Annotated in this window: 24 protein-coding genes; 15 read left to right on the top strand and 9 right to left on the bottom strand. The window is 65.2% G+C overall.

Annotated features, from left to right (window positions below):
• Positions 1–26: 26 nt before the first annotated feature.
• Positions 27–1,193 (top strand): M24 family metallopeptidase, encoded by a 1,167-nt coding sequence (locus B7G54_RS21125; protein ID WP_085040845.1) that lies wholly within the window; start codon positions 27–29, stop codon positions 1,191–1,193.
• A 67-nt stretch (positions 1,194–1,260) separates the two neighbouring features.
• Here the strand turns inward: B7G54_RS21125 and B7G54_RS21130 are convergent, their stop codons facing one another.
• On the bottom strand, positions 1,261–2,889 hold the full coding sequence (locus tag B7G54_RS21130; RefSeq protein WP_085040846.1) for an NADP-dependent glyceraldehyde-3-phosphate dehydrogenase: 1,629 nt from the start codon (positions 2,887–2,889) through the stop codon (positions 1,261–1,263).
• A 930-nt stretch (positions 2,890–3,819) separates the two neighbouring features.
• On the opposite strand from B7G54_RS21130, the gene B7G54_RS21135 reads away from it, so the two are divergent.
• Positions 3,820–5,949: a TonB-dependent receptor gene (locus B7G54_RS21135; protein WP_085040847.1), complete on the top strand. Its 2,130-nt coding sequence runs from the start codon at positions 3,820–3,822 to the stop codon at positions 5,947–5,949.
• Between the two features lie 96 nt (positions 5,950–6,045).
• Positions 6,046–6,507 (top strand): hypothetical protein, encoded by a 462-nt coding sequence (locus B7G54_RS21140; protein WP_085041015.1) that lies wholly within the window; start codon positions 6,046–6,048, stop codon positions 6,505–6,507.
• Positions 6,508–6,526: 19 nt separating this feature from the next.
• Here the strand turns inward: B7G54_RS21140 and B7G54_RS21145 are convergent, their stop codons facing one another.
• Positions 6,527–7,483: a LysR family transcriptional regulator gene (locus B7G54_RS21145; protein WP_085040848.1), complete on the bottom strand. Its 957-nt coding sequence runs from the start codon at positions 7,481–7,483 to the stop codon at positions 6,527–6,529.
• A 223-nt stretch (positions 7,484–7,706) separates the two neighbouring features.
• Between B7G54_RS21145 and B7G54_RS21150 the strand changes: the two genes are divergently transcribed.
• Entirely contained in the window at positions 7,707–8,735 is a 1,029-nt protein-coding gene (locus tag B7G54_RS21150; RefSeq protein WP_085040849.1) for a DUF1338 domain-containing protein, read from the top strand.
• A gap of 350 nt (positions 8,736–9,085) precedes the next feature.
• Here B7G54_RS21150 and B7G54_RS21155 read toward each other — a convergent pair whose 3' ends face one another.
• From B7G54_RS21155 to B7G54_RS39100, 3 genes are all read right to left on the bottom strand, one after another.
• Positions 9,086–9,283, bottom strand: coding sequence for a CsbD family protein (locus B7G54_RS21155; protein WP_085040850.1), 198 nt, complete (start codon positions 9,281–9,283; stop codon positions 9,086–9,088).
• A gap of 56 nt (positions 9,284–9,339) precedes the next feature.
• Positions 9,340–9,690 (bottom strand): BON domain-containing protein, encoded by a 351-nt coding sequence (locus tag B7G54_RS21160; RefSeq protein WP_085040851.1) that lies wholly within the window; start codon positions 9,688–9,690, stop codon positions 9,340–9,342.
• Between the two features lie 63 nt (positions 9,691–9,753).
• Positions 9,754–9,918, bottom strand: coding sequence for a hypothetical protein (locus B7G54_RS39100; protein ID WP_165765596.1), 165 nt, complete (start codon positions 9,916–9,918; stop codon positions 9,754–9,756).
• 381 nt (positions 9,919–10,299) lie between these two features.
• On the opposite strand from B7G54_RS39100, the gene B7G54_RS21165 reads away from it, so the two are divergent.
• From B7G54_RS21165 to B7G54_RS21180, 4 genes are all read left to right on the top strand, one after another.
• On the top strand, positions 10,300–11,832 hold the full coding sequence (locus B7G54_RS21165; RefSeq protein ID WP_085041016.1) for a helix-turn-helix transcriptional regulator: 1,533 nt from the start codon (positions 10,300–10,302) through the stop codon (positions 11,830–11,832).
• A 140-nt stretch (positions 11,833–11,972) separates the two neighbouring features.
• The gene (locus tag B7G54_RS21170; protein ID WP_085040852.1) at positions 11,973–12,164 is read left to right on the top strand and encodes a CsbD family protein; all 192 of its coding nucleotides are present in this window, start codon (positions 11,973–11,975) and stop codon (positions 12,162–12,164) included.
• A gap of 420 nt (positions 12,165–12,584) precedes the next feature.
• Positions 12,585–13,736, top strand: a complete 1,152-nt coding sequence (locus tag B7G54_RS21175; RefSeq protein ID WP_085040853.1) for a branched-chain amino acid ABC transporter substrate-binding protein — start codon at positions 12,585–12,587, stop codon at positions 13,734–13,736.
• 195 nt (positions 13,737–13,931) lie between these two features.
• Positions 13,932–15,104 (top strand): NAD(P)/FAD-dependent oxidoreductase, encoded by a 1,173-nt coding sequence (locus B7G54_RS21180; protein WP_085040854.1) that lies wholly within the window; start codon positions 13,932–13,934, stop codon positions 15,102–15,104.
• A 107-nt stretch (positions 15,105–15,211) separates the two neighbouring features.
• Here the strand turns inward: B7G54_RS21180 and B7G54_RS21185 are convergent, their stop codons facing one another.
• Positions 15,212–16,393, bottom strand: a complete 1,182-nt coding sequence (locus B7G54_RS21185) for a serine hydrolase domain-containing protein (RefSeq protein WP_085040855.1) — start codon at positions 16,391–16,393, stop codon at positions 15,212–15,214.
• Between the two features lie 330 nt (positions 16,394–16,723).
• On the opposite strand from B7G54_RS21185, the gene B7G54_RS21190 reads away from it, so the two are divergent.
• Together B7G54_RS21190 and B7G54_RS21195 are read left to right on the top strand one after the other, a co-directional pair.
• Positions 16,724–17,851 carry an aminotransferase class V-fold PLP-dependent enzyme gene (locus tag B7G54_RS21190; protein ID WP_085040856.1) on the top strand — a complete coding sequence of 376 codons (1,128 nt, stop codon included), beginning with the start codon at positions 16,724–16,726 and terminating at the stop codon, positions 17,849–17,851.
• 177 nt (positions 17,852–18,028) lie between these two features.
• Positions 18,029–18,439 carry a GNAT family N-acetyltransferase gene (locus tag B7G54_RS21195; RefSeq protein ID WP_085040857.1) on the top strand — a complete coding sequence of 137 codons (411 nt, stop codon included), beginning with the start codon at positions 18,029–18,031 and terminating at the stop codon, positions 18,437–18,439.
• A 24-nt stretch (positions 18,440–18,463) separates the two neighbouring features.
• Here B7G54_RS21195 and B7G54_RS21200 read toward each other — a convergent pair whose 3' ends face one another.
• The 3 genes from B7G54_RS21200 to B7G54_RS21210 all read right to left on the bottom strand — a co-directional run bounded on the left by B7G54_RS21200 (position 18,464) and on the right by B7G54_RS21210 (position 20,014).
• Entirely contained in the window at positions 18,464–19,009 is a 546-nt protein-coding gene (locus B7G54_RS21200) for a serine/threonine protein kinase (protein WP_085040858.1), read from the bottom strand.
• 42 nt (positions 19,010–19,051) lie between these two features.
• Entirely contained in the window at positions 19,052–19,414 is a 363-nt protein-coding gene (locus B7G54_RS21205; RefSeq protein ID WP_085040859.1) for a VOC family protein, read from the bottom strand.
• A 141-nt stretch (positions 19,415–19,555) separates the two neighbouring features.
• Positions 19,556–20,014, bottom strand: coding sequence for a GNAT family N-acetyltransferase (locus B7G54_RS21210; RefSeq protein ID WP_085040860.1), 459 nt, complete (start codon positions 20,012–20,014; stop codon positions 19,556–19,558).
• A gap of 268 nt (positions 20,015–20,282) precedes the next feature.
• Between B7G54_RS21210 and B7G54_RS21215 the strand changes: the two genes are divergently transcribed.
• The 5 genes from B7G54_RS21215 (at position 20,283) to B7G54_RS21235 (ending at position 24,047) form a co-directional block, all read left to right on the top strand.
• Complete coding sequence (locus B7G54_RS21215) at positions 20,283–21,149, top strand: AraC family transcriptional regulator (protein WP_085040861.1); 867 nt, start codon at positions 20,283–20,285, stop codon at positions 21,147–21,149.
• 87 nt (positions 21,150–21,236) lie between these two features.
• The gene (locus B7G54_RS21220; protein WP_085040862.1) at positions 21,237–22,151 is read left to right on the top strand and encodes an alpha/beta hydrolase; all 915 of its coding nucleotides are present in this window, start codon (positions 21,237–21,239) and stop codon (positions 22,149–22,151) included.
• Positions 22,152–22,938: 787 nt separating this feature from the next.
• Entirely contained in the window at positions 22,939–23,313 is a 375-nt protein-coding gene (locus B7G54_RS21225) for a VOC family protein (RefSeq protein ID WP_085040863.1), read from the top strand.
• A 127-nt stretch (positions 23,314–23,440) separates the two neighbouring features.
• Entirely contained in the window at positions 23,441–23,665 is a 225-nt protein-coding gene (locus B7G54_RS21230; protein WP_085040864.1) for a hypothetical protein, read from the top strand.
• Between the two features lie 130 nt (positions 23,666–23,795).
• Positions 23,796–24,047, top strand: a complete 252-nt coding sequence (locus tag B7G54_RS21235) for a hypothetical protein (RefSeq protein ID WP_085040865.1) — start codon at positions 23,796–23,798, stop codon at positions 24,045–24,047.
• The last annotated feature ends 17 nt before the right edge of the window (positions 24,048–24,064 follow it).

Genomic DNA, 24,064 nt, shown 5'->3' on the forward strand with positions numbered 1-24,064 from the left:
CTCACCCTCAACAGGAGAAGTCACGCATGAAGTTCAAACCTACCTTCGCGGCGCCGGGCGAGGCGGAACTCAAAGGGCGCCTCGAACGCGTGCGCGCGCGCATGGCGCAAGCCGGCCTCGATCGCTATGTGGCGTTCTCGCCGGACAACATCTACTACCTGACGAACTTCGCGAACATCGTCCACGAGCGGCCGTTCGTGCTGGTCATTTCGCGCAGCGGGCCGCCGCAGTTCGTCGTGCCGCAACTCGAGCAGCCGCATGTGCGGACGCGCTCGATCGGCGAACTCGAGCTGATTCCGTACTTCGAATTCCCGGCGCCGGCCAGGCGCGAATGGAGCGACCGTTTCAAGGCGCTGTTCGGGCCGGGCGAGCGTGTCGGTGTCGAGTCGGTGTGTCCGTTGCAGGTCTATGCGCAGACGCCGGGCGAGCGCGTGTGCATCGACATCATCGACGACGTCCGGATGATCAAGTCCGAGTACGAGATCGGCCGCCACGCGTATGCGTGCGGGATCGCCACGGATGCGCACAACCTGCTGCTGAGCGAAGCGCGCCCGGGCCTCGGGATGGCGGAGATGTCGTCGCGCATTCGCGGCTTCATCATGCAGCGGCTGCTGGCCGACGATCCGTCGCTGAACCCGTTGGCGACGCGGATCGTCGCGGTGTTCCAGCCGGGCAGCGTGTCGCACGATCCGCACAACTTCAGCAACATCGACATGCGGATGGAGGCGGGCGGTCCGCACGTGTCGATCGTCAATGCGGTGATGAACGGCTACGGCGCGGAAGTCGAACGGACGTTCTTCCTCGGCCACGTGCCCGACGCGGCCCGCCGCGCGTTCGACGTGATGTCGGAAGGGCGCCGGCTGGCGTTCGACGCTGCGATGCCCGGCGCGCTGCTGAGCGACGTCGACCGCAAGGTCAACGACTATTTCCGCCGCGCGGGGATGGGCGACCGGCTGCTGCACCGGACCGGGCACGGGATGGGCGTCACCGCGCACGAGGCGCCGTTCTTTGCCGAAGGCTATGACCGGCCGATCGAAAAGGGGATGTGCCTGACGATCGAGCCGGGCATCTATATCGAGGGTATCGGCGGCTTCCGTCATTCCGATACGGTGCTGATCGGCGATGAAGGCCCGGTTCAGATGACCGGCGGGCCGCTCGATCTCGACGCGTTGACGTTCCCGGTTCGCAAGTAGTCACGCGCAGGCGCAAAAAAAGCCGCTGCACAGTCGTGTGCAGCGGCTTGTTCGCGAACGGCGCGCTTCAGAAAATAAAGCCCGTATTGATGAACTTCGAGTAGTGATCCGACACGATCGAATCGAGCAGCTGCTTGCTGCCTTCGGTCTGCTTCGCCGCGACCATCGAGCGAATCGAGAACGCGCGCAGCGCGTCGCTCACCGACAGCGTGCCTTCCGCCGAATCCTTGCGGCCCGCGAACGGGAACACGTCGGGCCCGCGCTGGCACTGGCAGTTGATGTTCACGCGGCACACCTGGTTCACGAGCGGATCGACGAGCGCGCCGATCTGCGCCGGATCGGAACCGAAGATGCTGACCTGCTGGCCGTGATCCGACGTCGTCACGTAGTCGAGCGCGGTGTCGACGTCGTCGAACGGCGCCACCGGAATGATCGGCCCGAACTGTTCCTCGCGGTACAGCTTCATCCCTTCCGATACCGGATACACGACGGCCGGATAGAACAGCGTCTTGCTGAATTCGCCGCCCGAATGGTTGACGACCTGTGCGCCCTTGGCCTTCGCATCGTCGATCGCGTCGGTCATGTAGGCCGTGCGATGCATGCCGGGCAGCGGCGTGATGCTGACACCCTTCTCCCACGGCATGCCGATCTTCAGTTGTTCGAGCGCGGCGGTGAAGCGCTTCAGAAATTCGTCGACGATCGAGCGATGCACGAGCAGCATCTTCAGCGCGGTGCAGCGCTGGCCATTGAACGACAGCGCGCCGAGCAGGCATTCCTTCACGGTGAGGTCGAGATCGGCGTCGGGCAGCACGATCGCCGCGTTCTTCGCGTCGAGGCCGAGGATCGCGCGCAGCCGGTGCGATTTCGGGTGCTGCTTCTTCAGGTGGTCGGCCACCTTGCTCGACCCGATCAGCGCGAGCACGTTGATCTTGCCCGACGCGAGCATGTGCGGCACGACCACCGCGCCCGGCGCGTAGATCGTGTTGATCACGCCCGTCGGGAACGCGTCGCGGAACGCCTCGAGCAGCGGCTCGAACAGCAGCGTGCCGTACTGCGGCGGCTTGAACACCACGGTATTGCCCATCAGCAGCGCGGGGATCAGCGTCGCGAAAGTCTCGTTCAGCGGATAGTTGTACGGGCCCATGCACAGCACGACGCCGAGCGGCGTGCGGCGGATCTGGCCGATCGTGCCTTCCGCGATCACGAAGCGCGAGTTCGCGTTGTCGAGCTCCTTCAGCGCGTCGATCGTCTGCGTCATGTACGTGACGGTGCGATCGAACTCCTTCTGCGAATCGGCGAGGCTCTTGCCGATCTCCCACATGATCAGGTTCACCACCAGTTCGCGCTGCGCGACCATCCGCTTGATGAAGTCCTGCATGCACGCGATGCGCTGCTCGACCTTCATCGTCGGCCACTCGCCGCGGCCGGCGTCGTACGCGCGTACCGCGGCGTCGAGCGCCGCGTCGCTTTCCGTTTCGCCCATCACCGGGTAGCTGCCGATCTCGACCTGCTCGACGCTGCCGTCCGCTTGTCGCACGCACACGGGCGACAGCACGGTCTTGGTCGCGCCGTCCCACGGCCGCAATTCGCCGTCGACGAGCGACACGCGCTGGTGGATCGGTGAAGCCAGCCGGTACTCGGCGGGAATGTCCTGAAAGGCGGGAAACAGCTGCTGCAGGGAGGCGGAATCGGGCATGACGGTCTCGTTTGACGGGGTGTCCGGGAAGGACGGGCGATGCGAATCCTGAGCTGAATGATCCTCGATCCTGAATCGGCATGATGACGCGCGGACGACGACGCGTCACGCATGAACATGGCTGAATCAATGGATGGAACCAGTTCCATTAAAAAGGAACGCCGACGCGAATGCAAGATTTACCGAACCGTGCCGCAAGCACCGTAAGCATTCAGAAAGACTGTTGCCGAAAGCTTGGTATAACACGCCAACAGCGTTCGCAAACGTTTCCCTGTGGCCGGATTGCGCGGATAATGGCCCAGCGCGGTGAAGAAAAAAATGAAGCGAGCCTGAGAGCATATGTAGTGAAGAACGGAAGAAGGTCCGCCGCGCTGCCGATGCGAGGTCGGCTGCCCGGAGCGCCGGGTCGGGGTTGCCCGGTCCGGCGCGCACCGGACTTTTGTGCCTGTCCCGCCTGCTTCGACGCATGCTTCGCGATCCTCTCCAGTCTGTTCGTCGTCGTCTCCCGAATCCCGCCTTTTGCCTGACCGTCATTGCCAGATGCGATCGATCCATTTCTTTCGTTCTTATTACGTGCATGGCGCGGCGACCCGCAAAACGGAAAGGCATTCGTCAGGAATGCAGAGCGCAGTGCGCATGGCCGTTGCTGGCAGGCGACATGTTAAAAATTAACTAAAAACGCGAATCATTCTCGTTTAATATTTCGCTCCGTTACGAACCGTGACAGGACGTCACGGTTTTTTCGTGCCGGTCGTGCCGGCCGGCATCCACCCGCGCCGGCCGTTTGGCGGCCGGCCCGCGCGACGGGGCGATCCCCCGCGCGCCGCTTCGTCTTCCCGGAAAGGCGTTCGCCAGCCGATTCACCGTGTGATTCACGCGCTGGCCGGACCTGTTTCCGTTCGCCGATTTTCCTCAGCTTCTACTTCAACGATGAAACTCAACAAGCGCGCGTGCCATGCGCTTCTGATCGCCGCGTCGCTGGCCGGCGCACGCACTTCGTTCGCACAGGCGAGCGCCGCCGCGGCGACCTTGCCCGCGATCAATGTCAATGCGGCTGCCGAGCATGCGACGTACGACGGCGGCCACTCGCGCGCGGCGACCAAGACCGACATGTCGCTGATGGACGTGCCGCAAACGGTGAACGTCGTCCCGCACGCGGTGATCGAGGACCAGAACGCAACATCGATGCAGGATGCGTTGCGCAACGTGCCGGGCGTCGGCTTCTCGGTCGGCGATGGCCAGCGCGACCAGATCACGATCCGCGGCTTCAACAGCATCACGGATCAGTACGTCGACGGTATTCGCGACGATGCGCTCTACTATCGCGACCTGTCGAACGTCGATCGCGTCGAAGTGCTGAAGGGGCCGGCGGCCGTGCTGTACGGGCGCGGCTCGGCGGGCGGCATCGTGAATCGCGTGCTGAAGCGGCCGGAGGCGAACCCGGTGCGCGACGTGGGCGTGACGCTCGGCACGCGCGGCGAACGGCGCGGCGAATTCGACCTCGGCTGGAACGCGAACGACGCGGCGCGCTTTCGTATCACCGGCGCGGCCGAGAACTCGAACAGTTTCCGCGACCAGTTCCAGCTTAACCGCCAGGCGATCGCGCCGTCCGCGCAGTTCAAGCTCGACCGCGACACGGTGCTGAACGTCGAATTCGACTACCTGCACGACCGCCGCACGTCCGACCAGGGCCTGCCCGCCTACCGCGGCCGGCCGGTCGACGTGCCGATCAACACGTACTACGGCTCGGCCGACGCGGCGAACAGCTCGTACAACGACATCGCCGCGAAGAGCGCGACGGTGTCGCTCGATCACCGCTTCAGCGATTCGCTGTCGTTCCATGGCGCGATCCGCGCGTACGACTTCTCGCTCGAGCGCAAGAACTACGTGACGTTCGAGCCGATCAAGACCGCCGCGCACCCGGTCGTGACGCTCGACCAGTCGACGCGCCAGCGCACCGACCACGGCATCGACGGGATGTTCGAGCTCACGCAGAAGACGTCGTTGTTCGGCATGCGCCACGAGCTGCTGTACGGGCTCGAACTGTCTCAGCAGCAGAAGTTCGACACGATCTACAGCGTGTCGAAGGTCGCGACCTACGATCTCTTCAATCCGCAGCAGGTGGTCCTGCCCGGTGTGCCGACCGGCGCGCGGGCGAAGACGAACGCGTCGACCGTCGTCGGGCTCGCGGGCGTCTATGCGCAGGACCTGATCTCGCTGACCGAGCACTGGAAGGTGCTCGCGGGGCTGCGATTCGACTACCTGAACCAGATCCGTCACGACTACACGTCGTCGAACGTCAACCTCGACCGTACCGATCACGCGTGGAGCCCGCGCGTCGGCCTGATCTACGAACCGCTCGACTGGCTGACGCTGTACGGGTCGTTCAGCCAGTCGTTCTCGCCGCTCGCCGATACGCTGATCAGTGCCGGCGCGTTCGCGAACGGCGCCGCGCTCGCGCCGCAGAAGACCACCGCGTATGAAATCGGCTCGCGCTTCGACCTCGGCGGCAAGGCGACGGCCAGCGTCGCGCTGTTCGACATGCGCCAGACCAACCAGCAGATCGGCGACCCGGCGAATCCCGGCTATGCGCTGCCGATCGGCACGCAGCACGTGCACGGGATGGAACTGGGCTTCACCGGCGAGATTGCGCCGAAGTGGTCGGTGTATGCGGGCTATGCGTACCTGAACGGGACGGTCGACGGCTCGCCGCAATCGACGGCGGCCGGCGTCGCGGTATCGAGCAACACGCCGGGGCTGATGCCGCGCCACAGCGCAAACCTCTGGCTGAAACGCGAGCTGCCGTACGGCTTCTATGCGGCAGCCGGCATGCAGTTCCAGTCGGCGCGCTATGCGTCGGCGAGCGATCTCGTCACGCTGCCGTCGTTCACCGTGTTCAACCTCGGCGCAGGGTATCGCAGCAAGAAGGTCGACGTGACGCTCACGCTCGACAACCTGTTCGATCGCCGCTACTTCATTGCCGCGCACGGCAATGCGGACCTGTACAACATGCCGGGCGATCCGCGCACGCTCACCGCCACGGTGAAGTGGCACATGTAACGCACGTGATGCACGCGCCAGGCGACAATGCGGGGCTTCGTCACGACGACCTGCACGTTACTGCCCATGATCCGCCAATCGCTTGATGTGTCGAGCATGACCGGCCGCGCTCGCGTGCTGTTTCTATTGTTGCTGGCGTGCGGCCCGGTCGCGGCGGCCGCACAGACGATCCCGGCGGATGCCGAACCCGAATGCCATTCTGTGCATGTCGGCCGTGCGATCACGCTGTCGGGCCGTTACGCGCTCGACTACGGCGACGAAACGATCGGGCCGGAGGTGTGGTTCGAGGAGGACGACGCATCGGCGCGGCGCCTGCCGGACCGTTCGCAACGTGCCGGTGTGATCCGGTTCATGAACCAGCGCGATGCGCGGCGCAGTCTGCGGCTGCCCGCCGCGCAGCCCGACGGCGTGTGCCGGCTCGACGGGCGCGCGACGCTCGTGATTCGCGATCTGGATACGGTGTGCCCGGGGCTGGAGGAGCCCGATCACGCGCGGCTGGTGAAGGTCGTGAAGGCCAGTCCGCCGACGCGACACGCGTGCGAGGCCGCCGCGCCCTGACGCCGCCGCAACCGCGCCGTTATTCGATGTCCTCGTCGTCCTCGTCGTCGTTCATTTCGCCGCCATCCGCATCTGGGTCCGGCGACGCATACGCGCTGGCCTGCTCGAGCAGCCAGCCGCGAAACAGCTCCAGCGGCTTGCTGTGGCTGAACTCCGTCGGATACACGAGGTAGTACGCCGAATCGCCGACGGTTGCCGCGTCGCACGGCACGACCAGCCCGAGCTGCTGCAACTGTTCCTCGACGAAGAATTTCGGCACGAGCGCGACGCCGAGCCCGGCCGCGGCCGCGCTGATCAGCATCGTGTGCAGCTCGTAGCGCACCCCCTGCATCGTGCGGATGTCCTCGACGCCGTGCGTCTCGAACCACTGCGCCCACGCGCCGGGGCGCGTCGTGGAGTGCAGCAGCGGGTACGCGAGCAGATCCTCGACGCGCTCGACGGGCCCGTGGAGCAGCGCGGGCGAGCAGATCGGCACGACTTCCTCGCCGAACAGGTAATCCGACGACGTGCCGGGCCAGGTCGGCTTGCCGTAGTGGATCGCGGCCTCGAAGTGCGTGTCCTCGAACGAGAACAGGTCGGTGCGGCTGCCCATGTTCACGCGCACGTCGGGCGTGCGGTCGTAGAAGCTCTTGATGCGCGGGATCAGCCAGTGCGACGCGAAGGTCGGCAGCACCGCCAGCTCCAGGTAGCCGCCGCCGCTGCCGTGCGCGATGATCGACAGCGTGTCGCGGTCGAGCGCCTCCAGCGCGCGGCGCACCTGCGTGCCGTACAGCTTGCCGGCGCGCGTCAGCACGACGCGCTGCTTCACGCGCGCGAACAGCCGCACGCCGAGGCTGGCTTCCAGCGTCGCGATCTGCCGCGATACCGCGCTTTCGGTCAGGAACAGTTCCTTGGCCGCGTGCGTGAAGCTTTCGTGGCGCGCGGCGGCTTCGAAAGCCACGAGCGCGCCCATGTTGGGAATCTTGAATTTGCGCATGATGTTCGATTCGTCTGACGATCGGTTCCGCACGACACAAGGCGGAGGGCGGAGCAGGGGAGCGGCTGATAATTCCAAAAACTCATCACATATCAATTTAATCTCGCTTTACGCCCCGCTGCAACCCTTTGAATAATGCTCCCCACGCAAGGTCAGGCGCCCGCTGGGCGGCCGGCCGACGAGTTGCCGGCACGTTTGCCGGCGGTCCCCCGAGAGAATCCTGATGCGCAATCCGAATATCGAGAGCTTGCTGACGAAGCTGCTGGGACAGGCGAAGACCGACGCCCTGTTCTCGACCCTGAACATGCCGGCCATCCTCGAAGAATGGGAAGAAGGCGTCGTGACGCGCGCGGAAATCGCGCAGGCGATGAACATGGCGCTGTTCGAAGGGCTGCTCGAACGGTCGGCGAACGGCCGGGCGTATACGGCCGACGCGATCGAAAGCGGCGGCTCGGTCTATTTCGACCACGGCGCGCTGCGCACGGTGCGCTGGCCGCACACGGGCGCGCTGCCGCCGGGCGAGGCCGCGTTCACGCGCATCCTGCGTCCGCTCGGCTTCCGCCTGAACGGCCGCTACCCGCTCGACAAGCTCGGCATGACGGGGCGCGCGTATGCGCATGAAGACGCGCCGGACGAAATCGCGCAGTTCTTCGTGAGCGAACTGCATCCGGAACGTTTCTCGAAGGAATTCCAGCAGGCCGTGACGAACGTTGTGAGCACGTCGCGCGATCCGCTGTCGCCGGCGGCCGTCGCGCTGCTGTGGGAAGTCGAGCGCGAAGGCTGGCTGCCGCTCGACGCCGCGCACGCGCTGCTGCCGGAGATCGTCGGGGCGTTCGCGCGCCAGCACGACCTGCCGAACGAGCTCGACTACGAAACGCTGCTGCTGGAATCGGCGGAAATGGCGTGGATCTCGACCGAAGGCAACGCGTTCAACCATGCGACCGACCGCGTCGCCGACGTGTTCAAGCTGTCCGACGACGAGAAGGCGAAGGGCCGGCCGATGAAGCCGGAAGTCGAGCGTTCGCGCTCGGGCCGCGTGTTCCAGACCGCGTATCGCGCCGATACCGTCGAACGCGAATTCCGCACGCGCGACGGCGGCACGGTGAAGCGCAACGTGCCGGGTTCGTTCTACGAGTTCATCACGCGCAAGCGCACGTTCGACCAGGCGGCGCGCCGCTGGGTGACCGACCTGCGTTTCGATGCGGGTAACGCGCAGGGCATCTTCAAGATGACGGCGAACGCGGCGAAGTAACGCCGAGAACGCAGGGCGCGCCGCTTACGGAAGAAGCGAGCCGATCGGGCAGGATGCATGCGCGTCCTGCCCGATTTGCGTTGGGCGGCTCGTGATACGGCGGAACGCGCGCGGCCGGGCGCACGCCGGGTCACGACGTCGTGGTCGTCGGTGGGATGGGAAGAGGGCGGAAGGAGGCTGGCGCGTGCCGCGCGCCGCACCGTCAGAAGAGGTGCGTGATCAGGTAGAACAGCACCAGCAGCCCGACCGGCACGCCGAGCAGCCAGGCGATCAGGTATTTGCCCATGTCGTTGTCCTGGTGGCCGCGGCGCCGTGGGCGCCGCGGCGGGTGATGTCGATGTGCGATCGCGTCACAGCTCGCGATCGAATTCCTTCAACTGCTTCTCGGCCGCGTCGCGAGCGATCCCGTACCGCTCCTGGATCTTGCCGGCGAGATACTCGCGATTGCCGTCGGCCACCTTCAGGTCGTCGTCGGTCAGCTTGCCCCACTTGGCCTTCAGCTTGCCGGCGAGCTGCTTCCACTGGCCCTTGATCTTGTCCTCGTTCATCGTGTGCTCCTTGTCGTGCAGGGATAAAAGGCGCGGCGGCGGGCCGCGCCGGGAGGTCAGGCCTTCGCCTTCAGGCCGGATGCGTCGACGTGCTTCACGCCCTTGACCGCGCGCGACACGGCGATCGCCTTCTTCACGGCGATCTTCGTGGGCAGCACGCCCGTGAGCGTGACGACGCCGTCGACCGTCTTCACGCTGATGTCGACGCTCTTCAGGCCGTCGATCGTGGCCAGCCGGCCCTTCACCTTCGTCGTGATCCACGTGTCGGTGACGGGCTGGTTCGATTCGGTCTTCATGCCGTTGCCGGCGGATGCGTCCTGCGCAACCGCGTTCGTGAGCGGCGCGGCACTCAGCAGGAAAGCCGCGCTGACGGCGAGCAGCGTCGAAAGATGCGGGGTCTTGTTCATTGATGTTCTCCTTCGATTGGCGTGGTGAATGGATCAATCGCCGAGCACGGATCGTGCCGCGTGTTACCGGGCGATCGGCGTGTCGTAGCCAGGCTCGCGCGGCGGCATGTCCGGGCGCGGCACGTCGGGCGGCAGCGGAACCGGCGGATCGGTGCCGGGCGGCGGTTCGGGCGGGCTGTCCGGAGGCGGTTCGGGCCGCGTCGGATCGGGTGTCTGATGCAGCTTCATCGTGCTTCTCCTCTGCGGTTCGGCAGGCAGCGCATGAGCGCCGATGCAGTACCAGCGTACCGGGGCGAACGCATGCGGACATCGCGCAAATTCACCTGATCGGCTAGTGCGTTTGCACGGGGTGTCGGAACGGGGGAGGAGGCGGGCCCGTGGGCTGCGACGCGCGCAAAGCCGGGGCAGTGAGTGCTTCCGGGATCGGCGGGATGCCGCACGGTGGCGCGCGCCGTGCGAATGTACTATGGCGGATAGTGCATTCGCGCCTGTCGTGCCGCAGCACGGCACGCGATCATCGCCACACGCGCCGGCCGGCGCGTGTGGGGCGCGTGTGGACGAAGCGGCAACCGGGCCGGCGGTCATCCTGACGACATGGACAACCATTCGATGAACGAACAGGTAAACGAACAGGCGCTGAAGTCGCATACCGACCGGCGCCAGCTGCACCAGATCATCGCGGGGCTCACCGAGGGCGTGATCCTGGTCGAGCCCGACCAGCGGATCGTGTGGGCGAACGAGGCCGCGCTCGCGATGCACGGCGTGACCGAGCTGAAGGCGCTCGGCGCGACCGTCACCGATTACCGCGAGCGCTTCCGGCTGCGCTACCGGAACAACCATCCGGTGCGCGACGGCCACTATCCGATGGATCGCGTGATCGCGGGCGAGGAGTTCAGCGACGTGACGGTCGAAGTCGAATCGGCCGCCGACGAAACCGTGAGCTGGGTTCATCGCATCCGCAGCCTCGTGCTGACGAACGCGGCCGGTGAACCCGACTGCCTCGCACTCGTGCTGCACGATGCAACCGAATGGGCGAGCGCGGAGGAGCGCTTCGAGCGCACCTTCAACGCGAACCCGGCGCCTGCCGTGATCTGCCGGCTCGACGACCTGCGCTACGTGAAGGTCAACCAGGGCTTTCTGGACATGACCGGCCACGCGCGCGACGACGTCCTCGGCCGCTCGGTGTACGAGATCGACGTGCTCGAACAGGCCGAGCGGCGCGAACTCGCGATCGAGCGGCTTGGCGAAGGCGCGACGATCCCGCAGATGGAGGCCGTGCTGAAACGCGCGGACGGCAGCGCGAAGGCCGTGGTCGTCGCCGGGCAGCCGATCGACATGAACGACGAGGCGTGCATGCTGTTCACGTTCATGGATCTCGAGCCGCGCAAGCAGGCCGAGCGCGCGCTGCGGCAGAGCGAGGAACGCTTCGCGACGGCATTCCGGATGGCGCCGGTCGCCACCGCGATCGTCACGGCCGACCGCTTCGAGCTGCTCGACGTGAACGGCGCGTTCGCCGAGATGACGGGCCATGCGCAGGACGACCTGCTCGGTAAATCCGCGGACGAGATCGGGCTCTGGGCCGAACGCGGCGCGTGGCAGCGCATCGAGGGCCGGCTCGCGCACGACGGCAACGTGCGCAATGCCGACGTGCAGATCCGCACGCGTGAAGGCGACGTGCGCGATTGCGTCGTGTCGGCCGACCCCGTCGCGATCCACGGGCGCGACTGCCTGCTCGTCGCGCTGCTCGACATCAGCGATCGCAAGCGCACCGAGATGGAGCTCGTCTACGCGATCGAAACGGCGATGCAGGATGCGTCGTGGTTCAGCCGCACGCTGATCGAGAAGCTCGCGAACGTGCGGCGCGCGAATGCGCCGGATGCGGGTGCACAACTGTCGGACCTGACCGCGCGCGAACGCGACGTGTTCGACCTGCTGTGCCATGGCCTGGCCGACAAGGAGATCGCCGGCCGCCTCGGGCTCGCGCCGAACACCGTGCGCAATCACGTCGCGACGATCTACGCGAAGCTCGACGTGCACAGCCGCGGCGAGGCGATCGTATGGGCGCGCGAACGCGGGATCGTCGGCGCGGCCGAAGCGAACGGCGCGCGCGGCGAGAAGGGCGGTGCGAAGGGCAAGGACTGATGCCGTCGGTGCGAATGCACCATGCGCGCTGGTGCATCCGCATCTGCCGCGCGCGGCGCCCGCTTGCGATCCTGTCCACTCGGCGGCGCGGCGCTCGCCGTCACGTCGCCGGTTCTCCCCAACCATCGCAGGAGGCGACCATGGACAGGAATCGCATCGAAGGCAAGCTCAAGCAGGTCAAGGGTTCGGTCAAGGAAGCGCTCGGCAAGGTGACGGGCGACCGCAAGACGGAAGCGGAAGGCGTCGCCGAACAGCAAGCCGGCAAGATGCAGGAGCAGGCCGGCGAGGCGGCCGATGCGGTGCGCAAGCACACGGGCACCGATCGGCACTGACCGATGACGCGGCGCCGCGGGCGTCGCGATGGCCGGCCGGGCCGTCATCGCAACGATGATGCGCCGCCGGCATGACCGCGGCCGGCCTTGATGGACGGGGGCCGGCGCGGCATCCCGTCGAAGCTGTCCGTGCAAGGCTCACCGTTGCACGGGCCGCGGGCCGGCTGCGAACACGGAACTTGATGACAAATCCTCACTACATAATTCCGATATTTCGTTTGCTGCACGGCTATTGGCTACCCACAATCCATTCACCTCTTTCGCGATGAAAGGTTCTTCGGAGACGGAGCCGCGGCGATCGACCAGCCGGCTGGGGGCGTTGCATGACGCCCCGGCGGCGGACGAGATGACCGGCACGCGGGAGGTTGCCGACGCGCGGCCGTCGCGCGTTGCATCCCGGCCCCCAGAACAAGGATTGTCATGACGTTCCGCATTCGTTCGCTTTCCGGCGTCGCATTGACCGCCGCGATCCTCGCGCTCCAGACGGGCGCGGCTCATGCGCAGGAGACGGTTGTCAAGGTCGGCGTGGCCGGCCCGCTGACGGGCGGCGGCGCCGCTTACGGCAAGGACATCGAGAACGGCGTGCGCATGGCCGTCGACGAAGCGAATGCCGCACATACGACGGTGGGCGGCAAGCCCGTGAAGTTCGTCGTCGCGTCGCAGGACGACCAGAGCGATCCGCGCACCGGCGTGCAGGCCGCGCAGCAGCTCGCCGACGCGCAGGTGGCCGTCGTGATCGGCCACTTCAACTCGGGCACGACGCTGCCCGCGTCGAAGATCTACGCGAAGGCCGGCATTCCGATGATCACGCCGTCGGCGACCAATCCCGACATCACGCGCGCCGGGCTCGGCACCGTGTACCGCGTGATCGCCACCGACACGCAGAACGCCGGCAATGCAGGCGCCTATGCGGCGAGCGTGACCAAGGCGAAGCGCATCGCGATCATCGACGACCGCACCGCGTTCGGCCAGGGCGAAGCCGACGAATTCGAGCAGGCCGTGAAGACGAACGGCGGCACGATCGTCGCGCGCGAATTCACGAACGACAAGGCGGTGGACTTCAGCGCGCAGCTCACGAAGATCAAGAGCACCAATGCCGATCTTGTGTTCTTCGGCGGCCTCGACGCACAGGCCGCGATGCTCGTGAAGCGCATGCGCCAGCTCGGCATCCGCGCGCAGTTCCTCGCGGGCGGCGGCGTGATGAACGCGAACTTCATCAGGCTGGCCGGCAACGCGGCGGAAGGCGCGTCCGTGTGGGAATACGGGCAGCCGCTGTCGCGGCTCGCGAAGGGCAAGCAGTTCGAAACGAAATTCAAGCAGAAGTACGGCATCGACATGCTCGCGTACGCGCCGTTCGCGTACGACGCGACGTGGATCGCGATCAACGCGATGCAGAAGGCGAACTCGACGAAGCCGGCCGATTTCAACGGCGCGCTGAAGGGCACGCGCTACGACGGCATCACGGGCACGATCGCGTTCACGAACACGGGCGACCTGAAGAACCCGAGCTCGACGCTGTATGAGGTGAAGAACGCCGCGTGGCAGCCCGTCACGACGAAATCGGCGGATTGAACGCAACAGGCGCGCGCGGACTTTCGCGGCGATGCCGGACGTGCTGAAATGCCATCGGCGATCGGTTGCGATCGCGGCGCACACCGGAGTTGCAGCCGCCCAGGTCTGCCCGCGCGACGCCGCGTGTGACGCGGCACGAACAACCCACGGGCGTGGCCGGCTGGCCGCGCCCAACATGTGCAACTGGAGTCAGTCGTGAGTTCTCAAGTCGTCATCGTCGGCGGTGGTGTGATCGGCAGCTCGATCGCTTATTTCCTGCGCGCCACCGATCCCACGGTATCCGTGACCGTCATCGAGCGCGACCCCACCTATGCGCGATCGTCGTCGGCGTTGTCGGCCGCGTCGATTCGCCAGCAGTTCTCGACGCCGCTGTCGATCGAGATGTCGCTGTTCGGCATCGACTTTCTGCGCACGATCGGCGAACGGCTCGAAGTGGACGGCCACCAGCCGTCGATCGATCTGCACGAAGGCGGCTACCTGTTCCTCGCGACGCCGGCCGGCGATGCGACGCTGCGCGAGAACCATGCGCTGCAGACGCGCCTCGGCGCCGATATCCGGCTGATGGATCGCGATGCGCTGCGCGCGAAGTTTCCGTGGCTGAACGTCGACGATCTCGCGTCGGGCGCGTATGGCGTGAGCGGCGAAGGCTGGTTCGACGGCTACGGGCTCGTGCAGGCACTGCGCAAGAAGGCGCAGGCGCTCGGTGCGCGCTACGTGCCGGCCGATGTGAAGGACGTGGTACGCGACGGCCGCAAGATCACGCATGTCGTGACGGGCGACGGCGAGCGTTATGCGTGCGACACGCTCGTCAACGCGGCGGGTGCATGGACGCGCACGCTGTCGTCGATGATGGGGATCGACATTCCCGTCCATGCGCGCCGCCGCAGCATCTTCAACGTGTCGTCGCCGGCGAAGCTGACGGATTGCCCGCTGCTGATCGATCCGACCGGCGTGTATTTCCGGCCGGAAGGGCGCACATATATCTGCGGGACGTCGCCGAGCCCGGACCGCGACCCGGACGACCTGCCGCTCGACGAAGTCGACCACGACCTGTTCGACGAGGTGATCTGGCCGACGCTCGCGAATCGCGTGCCGGAGTTCGAGGCGCTGCGCGTGGAGAATTGCTGGTCCGGGTACTACGAGTACAACGTGTTCGACCACAACGCGATCATCGGGTATCACCCCGAACTCGACAACGTCGTGTTCGCGAACGGCTACAGCGGCCACGGGCTGCAGCAGGGGCCGGCGACGGGGCGCGGGGTCAGTGAACTCATTCTGGGCGGGCGTTATGACACGCTCGACCTGTCGTCGCTCGGCTGGGCGCGTGTGCTGGAAAACCGGCCGATCGTCGAAAAGAACGTCGTGTAGCACGGCGTAACCGCCCGGCAGTGGGGTGGGCGGGATTCTCCTTGTGTCTCAAACCCATTGGCCCGACTGCGTCGGGCCTTTTTTTGTTGCGCGTGTGGTTGCACGGGTCAGCCGACGCCGTAGACCGCATCGCGCAGGTCCAGCGTGTACGGACCGTTCATCCCTTCGTAAAGCGTATTCGACAGCGATACGACGGTGAGCCCGCGTGCGCGGTCGACGAACCACGAATGACCGTAGACGCCGCCCCAGCGCCAGGTGCCCGGAGACTCCGGCGACAGCGCCGCGCGCGGGTCGCGCAACACGGAAAACCCGATCCCGTAACCCGCACCGGGCAGGTCGGGCAACTCGAGGTTGCCGGTGTGGACGCGGCCCATCTCGTCGACCAGCTCGGCCGGCAGAATTGCGCCGCCACCCGCCCGTAGCGTGTCCAGCACGTTCAGCACATCGCCGGCGGTGCCGACCATGCCGGCGCCGCCCGATGCGAATGCATCCGCGTTGAGTGCGCGCGACGGCGAGTACGTCACGCCGACGGATCCGTCGTAGATGGGTACGGCTTCGTTCTCGGCGAGCCGGTGCGGCTGCGGCGTGTCGTTGACGTAGGGCGTCGCGAGCCGCGCGGGATCGCGTGCGACGAAGCCCGTGTCGCGCGCGCCGAGCGGGCGGAGCACGAGCGCATCGACCGCATCGGCGAGCGGCAGCCCGCTGACGGCCTCGATCACCGCGCCGACCACGTCGATGGCGAGCGAATAGTTCCAGCCGGTGCCGGGCGCGTACTGCAACGGCACGCTCGCGATCCTGCGCATGTTCTCGGCGAGTGTGATCGATGCGCCATCGAGCCCGTCGGAGACGCCCGCACGCGCATACGCGCAAGTCGCGTCGGCTTCCGCGTAGCGATAGCCGAGGCCGGCGGTATGCGTGAGCAGGTGGTACACCTTGATCACCGGCACGCTGCCGTCACGCAGCGCCGGACGGAACTCGGGCAGCCAGCGCGTGACGTCGTCGTCGAGCGACAGCTTGTGCTGTGCAACGAGCGCCATGGCGGCTGCCGCGACGATCGGCTTTGTCACCGACGCGAGCCTGAACAGCGTGTCCTCGCACATCGGCGTGCGCGCTTCGCGGTCGGCGAACCCGGCCGCGCGGCGATAGACGAGTTCGCCGTCGCGTGCGACCAGGACGACCGCACCGACGAGGCGTTGCGTGTCGAGTTGACGGGACAGTACCGCATCGACGCGCTCGGCAAGCGCGGGATCGGCCGACGGCTGCTGTGATGATGCTCGGTTGGGGATCATCGGAGACTCTGTCGTGAGGGGGAGCCGACATGTTAGGCGGCACGTGGCGGACGTGCCATTTATCCATACATGGAGCAGGGCTTCGTGGGCTTAGTGCGCTGCAACGGTCGGCGAAGACGGCCACGGGGCGGGCGATTCAGCCGGGGGCCGCGGCGGCGCTACGTCGCACCTGCGCCGGGTAGCCGGCAAAATATGCGCCAAGCGGCGCGCCGCGTTCGTTAGAATCTGCTTTCGTCGAGGAACTGACGCAGTTGCATGGGTGCAGAGCAGTATCGAGTCGCAGGCGCTGCGCGCCCGGATTCCATCGTTCATCTTTCACCGGAGGCGAGCATGCCAGGATTACTTCCCGATGTTGACCGCGAGGGGCTCCTCGAATATTCGGTGGTGTACACCGATCGCTCGGTCAACCATATGTCGCAGCGCTTTCAGGGCGTCATGCGCGACATCTCCGGCACGCTGAAAAAAGTCTACAACGCGAAGTCGGCCGTGATCGTCCCGGGTAGCGGGACATTCGGCATGGAAGCCGTCGCGCGGCAGTTCGCGACGAACAAGAAGTGCCTCGTCATCCGCAACGGCTGGTTCAGCTTCCGCTGGTCGCAGATTTTCGACATGGGCAGCATTCCGTCCGACACGACGGTGCTGAAGGCGCGCCCGGTCGAAGCGGGCCGGCAGGCTGCCTATGCGCCGGCGCCGATCGACGAAGTGGTCGCCGCGATCAACGAACACAAGCCGGATCTGGTGTTTGCGCCGCACGTCGAAACCGCGTCCGGGATGATGCTGCCCGATGGGTATCTGCGCGCGGTGTCGGATGCCGTGCATGCGGTCGGCGGCATGTTCGTGCTGGATTGCATCGCGTCCGGCACCGTGTGGGTCGACATGCAGGCCAGCGGCGTCGATATCCTGATCAGCGCACCGCAGAAGGGCTGGAGCGCGTCGCCGTGCTGCGCGATGGTCATGCTCGGCGCGCTGGCCCGCGAACGCATCGATTCGACGACCAGCACCAGCTTCGCGTGCGATCTGCGCAAGTGGCTGCAGATCATGGAAGCCTATGAGGACGGAGGGTTTGCGTATCACGCGACGATGCCGACCGATAGCCTTACGACGCTGCGCGACGTGATGAAGGAAACCGAGGCGTACGGCTTCGACAAGGTGAGGGCCGAGCAGCTTGAGCTTGGCGAACGCATTCGTGCGCTGCTGGCCGAGAAGGGGTTCAGGAGCGTGGCGGCGGCGGGGTTCGAAGCGCCGGGTGTCGTGGTCAGCTACACGGACGATGACGGGATTCGAACCGGGAAGAAGTTCGCGGATGTCGGGTTGCAGATCGCGGCGGGCGTGCCGCTGCAATGTGATGAGCCGGACGATTTCAAGACTTTCCGGCTTGGGTTGTTCGGTCTCGACAAGTTGCATGATGTCGATGGCACGGTCGCGCGGTTTGCCGACGCGCTGAATCGGATTCTTTAAAGCGCGTCCCGGACCTGGCGGGGCATTGGAAGGCGGGTGGCTGCCCCCGTGGCCTGCTGCCTTGCCGGCTTCAATGTGAGGGTCTTGTCTGATGCTCGCGGTCGGGTTCCTGGCTCGATGTACGCATGCGCAGCGAGGTCGATCCATCTTCCGGTATGGCTAACCTGAAGGGTTTGCATGGCATACGTCGTTCGACAGGAAGTCCCGTCGGTATCCGCGTATATCGACATTCGTCTTGCCGCGGGGTTGAGCAGAAAGTCGGAGCAGGCCGCGACGATCGGGTTGAAGAATGGCCTTTTCAGTGTCGTCGCCTACTGCGACGGTGTCCCGATCGGAATTGGCCGGGTAATCGGCGACGGCGGTTGCTTCTTCGAGATCGTGGATATCGCGGTGTTGCCGGCTCACCAGAAGAAAGGCGTGGGCGACATGATCATGCGGACACTGATGGGCTACATTCACGAGAATGCGCCGCCGACCGCCTATGTCAGCCTGATGGCGGATCACGGGACGCCGACGTTCTACGAGCGCTACGGTTTTCGACCGTCGCTTTTGCCGGAGAAAGCGGGGATGTTCCTGCGCATTGCGTAATGCGCAGGATGCTGACGCCAGTCGTTAGATGTGCTGATGCACGATCTTGACGCGATGCCCGAGAATCTTGCCGAGTTCGGCGGCGAGACGTGGCGCGATCAGCCAGTTCGTGAACCCGAACCCGAGATTGCCGAATGCCCAGTCGAGCTCGAGGAAGGTCCAGTCGACGATGCGTGCCGCGCGGCCGCATGCAGGGCAGGCCAGCGTGTCATCGGCTTCGTTCGCGTGCCAGGCGCTGACTGCGTCACCCCACGGCACCTCATCGAGTGAATGAGCGGAACTGCAGTGCGGACAACGCACGTCGTTAGGCCCCGGGCCTGAATGAAATACCGTGTGCTCGGTTTCGAGGCCGACACCGCACCAGTCGTTGCCGAGACTGATGTGCTCGGACCACGCCGCGGCATTCGTGCCGGGGCGATAGAAATCGCCGCCGCGCAGCGCATGGTCGCTTTCGGGCACCGATTGCACGATGCCTTGCTCGGCAAGCCATGCGATGCCGCGCTGTGCGAGGATCGGTGCTTCTTCAAGGCTGGCGTCGATATCGACGATCCAGACGATATTGTCACTCATGGCGAATCGGGGTATCGGATCGGATGGTCAGGTATCGATGGCTCAGTCGTTCGATTTCGCTGACCATACGGCCAGTTCATAGCCATCGTGATCAATGAAGTGGAAGCGCTGGCCGCCAGGGAACGAGAAAGTCTGGCGGCTGATGGTGGCCCCCGCCGCCTCGATCCTTCGCTGGGTTTCTACCAGATCGTCAGCGTAGAGGATGACTAGCGGGCCGCCCGGCCGGATGGGCTCGCCGGTTGTAAATCCGCCCGTGATCCGGCCGTCTTGAAACTCGGTGTAGGTCGGGCCGTAATCCGTGAAGGTCCAGCCGAAAACACTGCCATAGAAGGCTTTGCTGCGTGCGATGTCGCCGACATTGAATTCGATGTTGTCGATCTGGCGGTCTTTCCCTCGAATGCTCATGAGTACCCGTTCTCGTGGTTGTGTGCCGGGAGGCAATTATATGCACCGTGACCGCACGTAACGACACGGAATGGTTCCGGAGATCATGTCCTTCAATCATCGCCGATGACCGACAGGTGATGCGAGCCAGGTGACCGGAATCTATCGCATCAAACAATACAAGACATCGGGGCAGCCTTCCTCGTTTCTGCTTCCGTCGCTGTATGCAACGGCAACGAACCCATGCCGCTCATAAAACGCAGCAGCATCGCGATTCATCTGGAACGTATAGAGCTGGAGCCTGCCAACCGTCTGCGCTTTCACCGATTCCAGGAGGGACGAGCCAATCCCGCGTCGTTTGAATTCGGGGCACACATACAACTGGTCAAGCCATGCGACGCCGTCGGCGACCCCGTGTGCGGCCATGCCGACTATGCGGTCATCGTTCACGGCGACGGTAACGTTGCCCGACGGCACAAGTATGTTGGCAACCCAATCCTGGACGGCGGCTTCGGCGTGCGCGAGGGGCGCATAGGATGCCAGCGTGTTGCGCGACCGTAGATAGACGTCAGCGACCTCCGCGGCATCGTCTGCATTCGCTCGACGCAGGATCAAGGGCATGTGTCGGCCGCTCCGGAATCGTCAAGAAGTGCACAACGATAGCAGGACGGAATCGAACTTCCAAGATCGCACAGACTGCGCTGAAACTGGCGAGACCGGACGTTCAGCGTGACGCGTCGAGTGTGCGATACAGCGAATCGGCGGTGAGATATCGTGACCGATGCGCTGCTTCGTTCCGGGATTCCCGGGATCCGACATTCCCGTATCATCTGCCCGATTCGCCGGGATCGCACGACCTGGCGATTCCGCACAAATGAGAGGACGAGCGATGAAGGTCGAAGGGCGCGGCCACGGTAAAGCGATCGGGCAAAACGCGGCGGCAGTTTCGAAGCGGGCCGGTATTGCACGCATCACCAAGAGCACCGACCCGAGCGACTACCAGCATGCACCCGGTATCGCCGCCGTCATGCCGAAGGTATTCCCCGACGGCTTCATCGTCGCGGAGCATCGGCACCCGCGCGCACAACTCGTCTACACCACGACGGGCATCGCCGAAGTCATTGCCTGCCAGTCGCTGTGGATGATCCCGCCGCATCGCGCACTCTGGATTCCACCCGACCTGCCGCACGCGATGCGCGCACACGGGCAACTCGAAATGCGCACCGCCTACGTCGACCCGCGAGCGTACCGATCGGCAACCCCGAATCAGCCGAGCCTGGTCAACGTTTCGCCGCTGCTGCGCGAACTGATCGCGCGCGCGTCGTCCCTCCCGATCGACGCCCATCCCGCCGGACGCGACGATCTCGTCATCCAGCTCATGCTGGCCGAAATCGAATGGTCCCCCGAGCAACCCTTGCGGCTGCCGTCGGGCCAGGACCGGCGCCTTGTCCGAGTCTGCGACGCGATTCTTGAGAATCCGGCCGATCAGCGAACGCTGACCGAATGGGCCGATGAAGTCGGTGCGTCGAGCCGGACGCTGGCCCGGCTGTTCACTGCCGAAACCGGGTTGTCGTTCAGCCAGTGGCGCCAGCAGGCCCGGATTTCGGCCGCGCGCCCGCTGCTGGCATCGGGGCGCTCCGTGATCGCCGTTGCCGCCGAACTCGGCTACGAAACCACGAGTGCCTTTTCGACCGTGTTTCGCCGGTTTGCCGGCATGACGCCCAGCGCCTACGCGAAACTGTCCGATTCCGCGTAGCAAACGTCTTTCCAGCAAACGCGGGGCGCGGCGTGCACGCTTATCGTGTCGGTCATCGAACTCACTGACCGAACGAGGTAAGCCGACATGACACGACACGACATCGAATTCCTGTCCGAAGCCGCCACGCTGCGAGGCTGGTACTACGAGCCGGCGCAGCGCACCGCCGATACGCCGACGTATCCGGCCATCGTGATGGCGCACGGCTTCTCCGGCGTGAAGGAGCAATATCTGGACCGCTACGCCGAGGTGTTCGCCGCCAGCGGCTTTGGCGTGCTGCTCTACGATCACCGGAATTTCGGCGCGAGCGACGGGTACCCGCGTCAGGAGATCGACCCCGTGCAACAGAAGCGCGGCTATCGCGACGCGATCAGCTATCTGCTCACGCGCCCGGACGTCGACGCCGCACGCATCGGCATCTGGGGCACCAGTTACAGCGGCGGTCACGTACTTGAAGTCGCGGCGATCGACCGGCGCGTCAAATGCGTGGTGTCGCAGGTGCCGACGATCAGCGGGTATCAGTCGGCGTTGCGCCGCACGCGGTCCGATCTGGTGCCGGCGATGCTGGCACGCTTCGACGAAGATCGCCGGCAGCGATTCGCGGGCGGGCCGCCGACGATGTTGCCGGCTGTCAGTGCCGATCCCGCGACCGCCTGTGCGATGGCGGGCGCGGATGCGTACCGGTTCTTCACCGAGTCGGCGGCGCGGTGTGCGCCGAACTGGAAAAACGAAGTGACGCTGCGCAGCGCCGAGATGTCGCGCGAGAACGAGCCGGGCCAGTACGTCGATCGCATCTCGCCCACGCCGTTGCTGATGATCGTGGCCGACCAGGACCTGCTGACGCCGACCGACCTGTGCCTCAAGGCGTGGGGAAACGCGCTGGAGCCGAAGCGGCTGCTCCAGATCAAGGGCGGACATTTCACGCCGTATATCGAGCACTTCGACGCAACCAGCCAGGCGGCGGTGGAGTGGTTCACGCTGCATCTGTCCGGCACGCGTTGATCGGGCCTGTTGCAGTGCGTGCGTGTGGTGTCCACGGCTTGTGCGAGTGTCGCCGCCACCGGTTTTGACGACGATTGCGCTTGTCAGGCAAGTGGAAGGTTGATGCGCGACGGCGCCGCGCTACCAACCAGCCTGAAGCGACGCTGGCGAACGACACGCGGCGCCGAGCGGTGACACCGGCTCACTGGCGATGTGTGGCCACTTGGCCGCACGCAACCACGGCCGATGCTTCGTTATATGGAGTAATAGCTGTAATTTGGCGTGAAATTTTCCTTCCGGCGACTCGGGCTAGACTGGTCTCGCCTTGATACCCCCCCAAGGTGTTGTGTGTTCTCGGCTTGGCCCGCGCTTTCAGGTGCGGGCCAATTTTTCGGACGGGTGCCACTGGCGGCCGAATGCTCGCCGACCAAATCCACATTGAAGGAAACGTAGCGCGCCAGTTCCTTTGCCGACCAGGCCGGCGCATGGGTCATCCGGCGCACCGGTTTCGCAGTAGCCGTTTCTTTCCGAATCCTTCCAGGCAAGCCTGTCGATCGACGATCCGTCGCAACGTCGTGCGCGATCGTCGGCTATCGCCAGGATCACGATGACGTCAGGTAGCACGGTGTGGCCGCTCGATGAGGGATGAGCGGGATGTCTCCTTGTATCTCGCTCGTTGGCCCGACTGTGTCGGGCTTTTTTTGTTCGGTCGTGCAGGGGATGCCGGCGGCGGCTACGTGTGGCAACATCGCGGTGATTTCCACATTCCATCCGGGTGCCGGCAGACCCATCTATCCGAGGGGGCGTCATGTTTGACCATGTCAAATTCGGTGTGAGCGACTTTGCAGCCAGCAAGGCGTTTTACCTGAACGCACTTGAGCCGCTTGGCGTCGTGGTGCAGGGGGAGGGCGAGCCGTCGTACGGCATCGAGATTTCTCCGCCGGGCAAGCCTTCGTTGTGCCTGTTCCAGACGACGGAGAAACCGGCGCATCTTCACATCGCGTTCGTGGCCGAGAGCCGGCAGCAAGTCGAGGCGTTCTATCGCGCGGCGCTGGAGGCGGGCGGGAAGGACAATGGCGCGCCGGGGCTGCGGCCGCATTACCACGCGAATTACTACGCGGCGTTTGTCATCGGGCCGGATGGGCACAATATCGAGGTGGTCTGTCATCAGGCGGAGAGGTGATTCCCCGTCCCGCAGAATGGGGAGGCAAGGCCGCTTGCGCCGTCATGCATCGATAGACGGCGGTCGGCCGATGCCTTCGATGCGATGAGCGAACGCGTGCTGCACGCGAGCCACGGAGCTTTCCGCGATGAGTGACATCGCCATTGGCATCCCCTTTCCCGTCATCGTGATTCTCATGGGAGCCATCTACTGGCCCGCGCGCTTTGCGTTGGCGCTGTCTGTCGGTTCATATGTCGGTGTGACACGTCTGCGCGGTATCGGGCGCGTTGTGAGCGTCGTCGTTGCACTCTTGTTCATCGTCGATGCTGGCGCTGGGATCGATGCGCCTGTCCGGCAGGGTTTGAATACTTGATGCCAGCGTATCGAGCGAAGAGTCTCGCACGCGGCCGCGCATCGCATGCGAGCGGTTCCTGAACCGGCGCATTCCGCGTCATGTCAGGAGCGGCGAAGATTGGCCGTTGACATTCCAGTGGAGAAATTCGATGACATATCGCTTCCAGGTGGCTTCGGATGTCCTCCGTGACGGCTTGGGGATTGAACTGACCGACGCAGACGGAAATGTTCTGGCAGAGGTGTTCCGGTGCGACGCCGACAATTCCCTGACCGTTTCGTTGTTTCAGGAAGGACTTCCGTTTCCACAGGTCGAAAAGCTGGTGCTGATGGCGCGGGAATCGCTGGGTTCTTTTGATGACGGGACGCCGCTGCCGATTCGCGTTGAACGTAACCGCGGATAGTGTGACCGCCCCATCGG

The sequence above is a fragment of the Burkholderia puraquae genome, assembly GCF_002099195.1.
In the GTDB taxonomy this organism is placed as follows: domain Bacteria; phylum Pseudomonadota; class Gammaproteobacteria; order Burkholderiales; family Burkholderiaceae; genus Burkholderia; species Burkholderia puraquae.

What these genes read in the sequence shown, in the direction of transcription:
- B7G54_RS21125 (WP_085040845.1), top strand. Translation starts at nt 27, where the DNA reads ATGAAGTTCAAACCTACCTTCGCGGCGCCGGGCGAGGCGGAACTCAAA.
- B7G54_RS21130 (WP_085040846.1), bottom strand. Translation starts at nt 2,889, where the DNA reads ATGCCCGATTCCGCCTCCCTGCAGCAGCTGTTTCCCGCCTTTCAGGAC.
- B7G54_RS21135 (WP_085040847.1), top strand. Translation starts at nt 3,820, where the DNA reads ATGAAACTCAACAAGCGCGCGTGCCATGCGCTTCTGATCGCCGCGTCG.
- B7G54_RS21140 (WP_085041015.1), top strand. Translation starts at nt 6,046, where the DNA reads ATGACCGGCCGCGCTCGCGTGCTGTTTCTATTGTTGCTGGCGTGCGGC.
- B7G54_RS21145 (WP_085040848.1), bottom strand. Translation starts at nt 7,483, where the DNA reads ATGCGCAAATTCAAGATTCCCAACATGGGCGCGCTCGTGGCTTTCGAA.
- B7G54_RS21150 (WP_085040849.1), top strand. Translation starts at nt 7,707, where the DNA reads ATGCGCAATCCGAATATCGAGAGCTTGCTGACGAAGCTGCTGGGACAG.
- B7G54_RS21155 (WP_085040850.1), bottom strand. Translation starts at nt 9,283, where the DNA reads ATGAACGAGGACAAGATCAAGGGCCAGTGGAAGCAGCTCGCCGGCAAG.
- B7G54_RS21160 (WP_085040851.1), bottom strand. Translation starts at nt 9,690, where the DNA reads ATGAACAAGACCCCGCATCTTTCGACGCTGCTCGCCGTCAGCGCGGCT.
- B7G54_RS39100 (WP_165765596.1), bottom strand. Translation starts at nt 9,918, where the DNA reads ATGAAGCTGCATCAGACACCCGATCCGACGCGGCCCGAACCGCCTCCG.
- B7G54_RS21165 (WP_085041016.1), top strand. Translation starts at nt 10,300, where the DNA reads ATGAACGAACAGGTAAACGAACAGGCGCTGAAGTCGCATACCGACCGG.
- B7G54_RS21170 (WP_085040852.1), top strand. Translation starts at nt 11,973, where the DNA reads ATGGACAGGAATCGCATCGAAGGCAAGCTCAAGCAGGTCAAGGGTTCG.
- B7G54_RS21175 (WP_085040853.1), top strand. Translation starts at nt 12,585, where the DNA reads ATGACGTTCCGCATTCGTTCGCTTTCCGGCGTCGCATTGACCGCCGCG.
- B7G54_RS21185 (WP_085040855.1), bottom strand. Translation starts at nt 16,393, where the DNA reads ATGATCCCCAACCGAGCATCATCACAGCAGCCGTCGGCCGATCCCGCG.
- B7G54_RS21190 (WP_085040856.1), top strand. Translation starts at nt 16,724, where the DNA reads ATGCCAGGATTACTTCCCGATGTTGACCGCGAGGGGCTCCTCGAATAT.
- B7G54_RS21195 (WP_085040857.1), top strand. Translation starts at nt 18,029, where the DNA reads ATGGCATACGTCGTTCGACAGGAAGTCCCGTCGGTATCCGCGTATATC.
- B7G54_RS21200 (WP_085040858.1), bottom strand. Translation starts at nt 19,009, where the DNA reads ATGAGTGACAATATCGTCTGGATCGTCGATATCGACGCCAGCCTTGAA.
- B7G54_RS21205 (WP_085040859.1), bottom strand. Translation starts at nt 19,414, where the DNA reads ATGAGCATTCGAGGGAAAGACCGCCAGATCGACAACATCGAATTCAAT.
- B7G54_RS21210 (WP_085040860.1), bottom strand. Translation starts at nt 20,014, where the DNA reads ATGCCCTTGATCCTGCGTCGAGCGAATGCAGACGATGCCGCGGAGGTC.
- B7G54_RS21215 (WP_085040861.1), top strand. Translation starts at nt 20,283, where the DNA reads ATGAAGGTCGAAGGGCGCGGCCACGGTAAAGCGATCGGGCAAAACGCG.
- B7G54_RS21220 (WP_085040862.1), top strand. Translation starts at nt 21,237, where the DNA reads ATGACACGACACGACATCGAATTCCTGTCCGAAGCCGCCACGCTGCGA.
- B7G54_RS21225 (WP_085040863.1), top strand. Translation starts at nt 22,939, where the DNA reads ATGTTTGACCATGTCAAATTCGGTGTGAGCGACTTTGCAGCCAGCAAG.
- B7G54_RS21230 (WP_085040864.1), top strand. Translation starts at nt 23,441, where the DNA reads ATGAGTGACATCGCCATTGGCATCCCCTTTCCCGTCATCGTGATTCTC.
- B7G54_RS21235 (WP_085040865.1), top strand. Translation starts at nt 23,796, where the DNA reads ATGACATATCGCTTCCAGGTGGCTTCGGATGTCCTCCGTGACGGCTTG.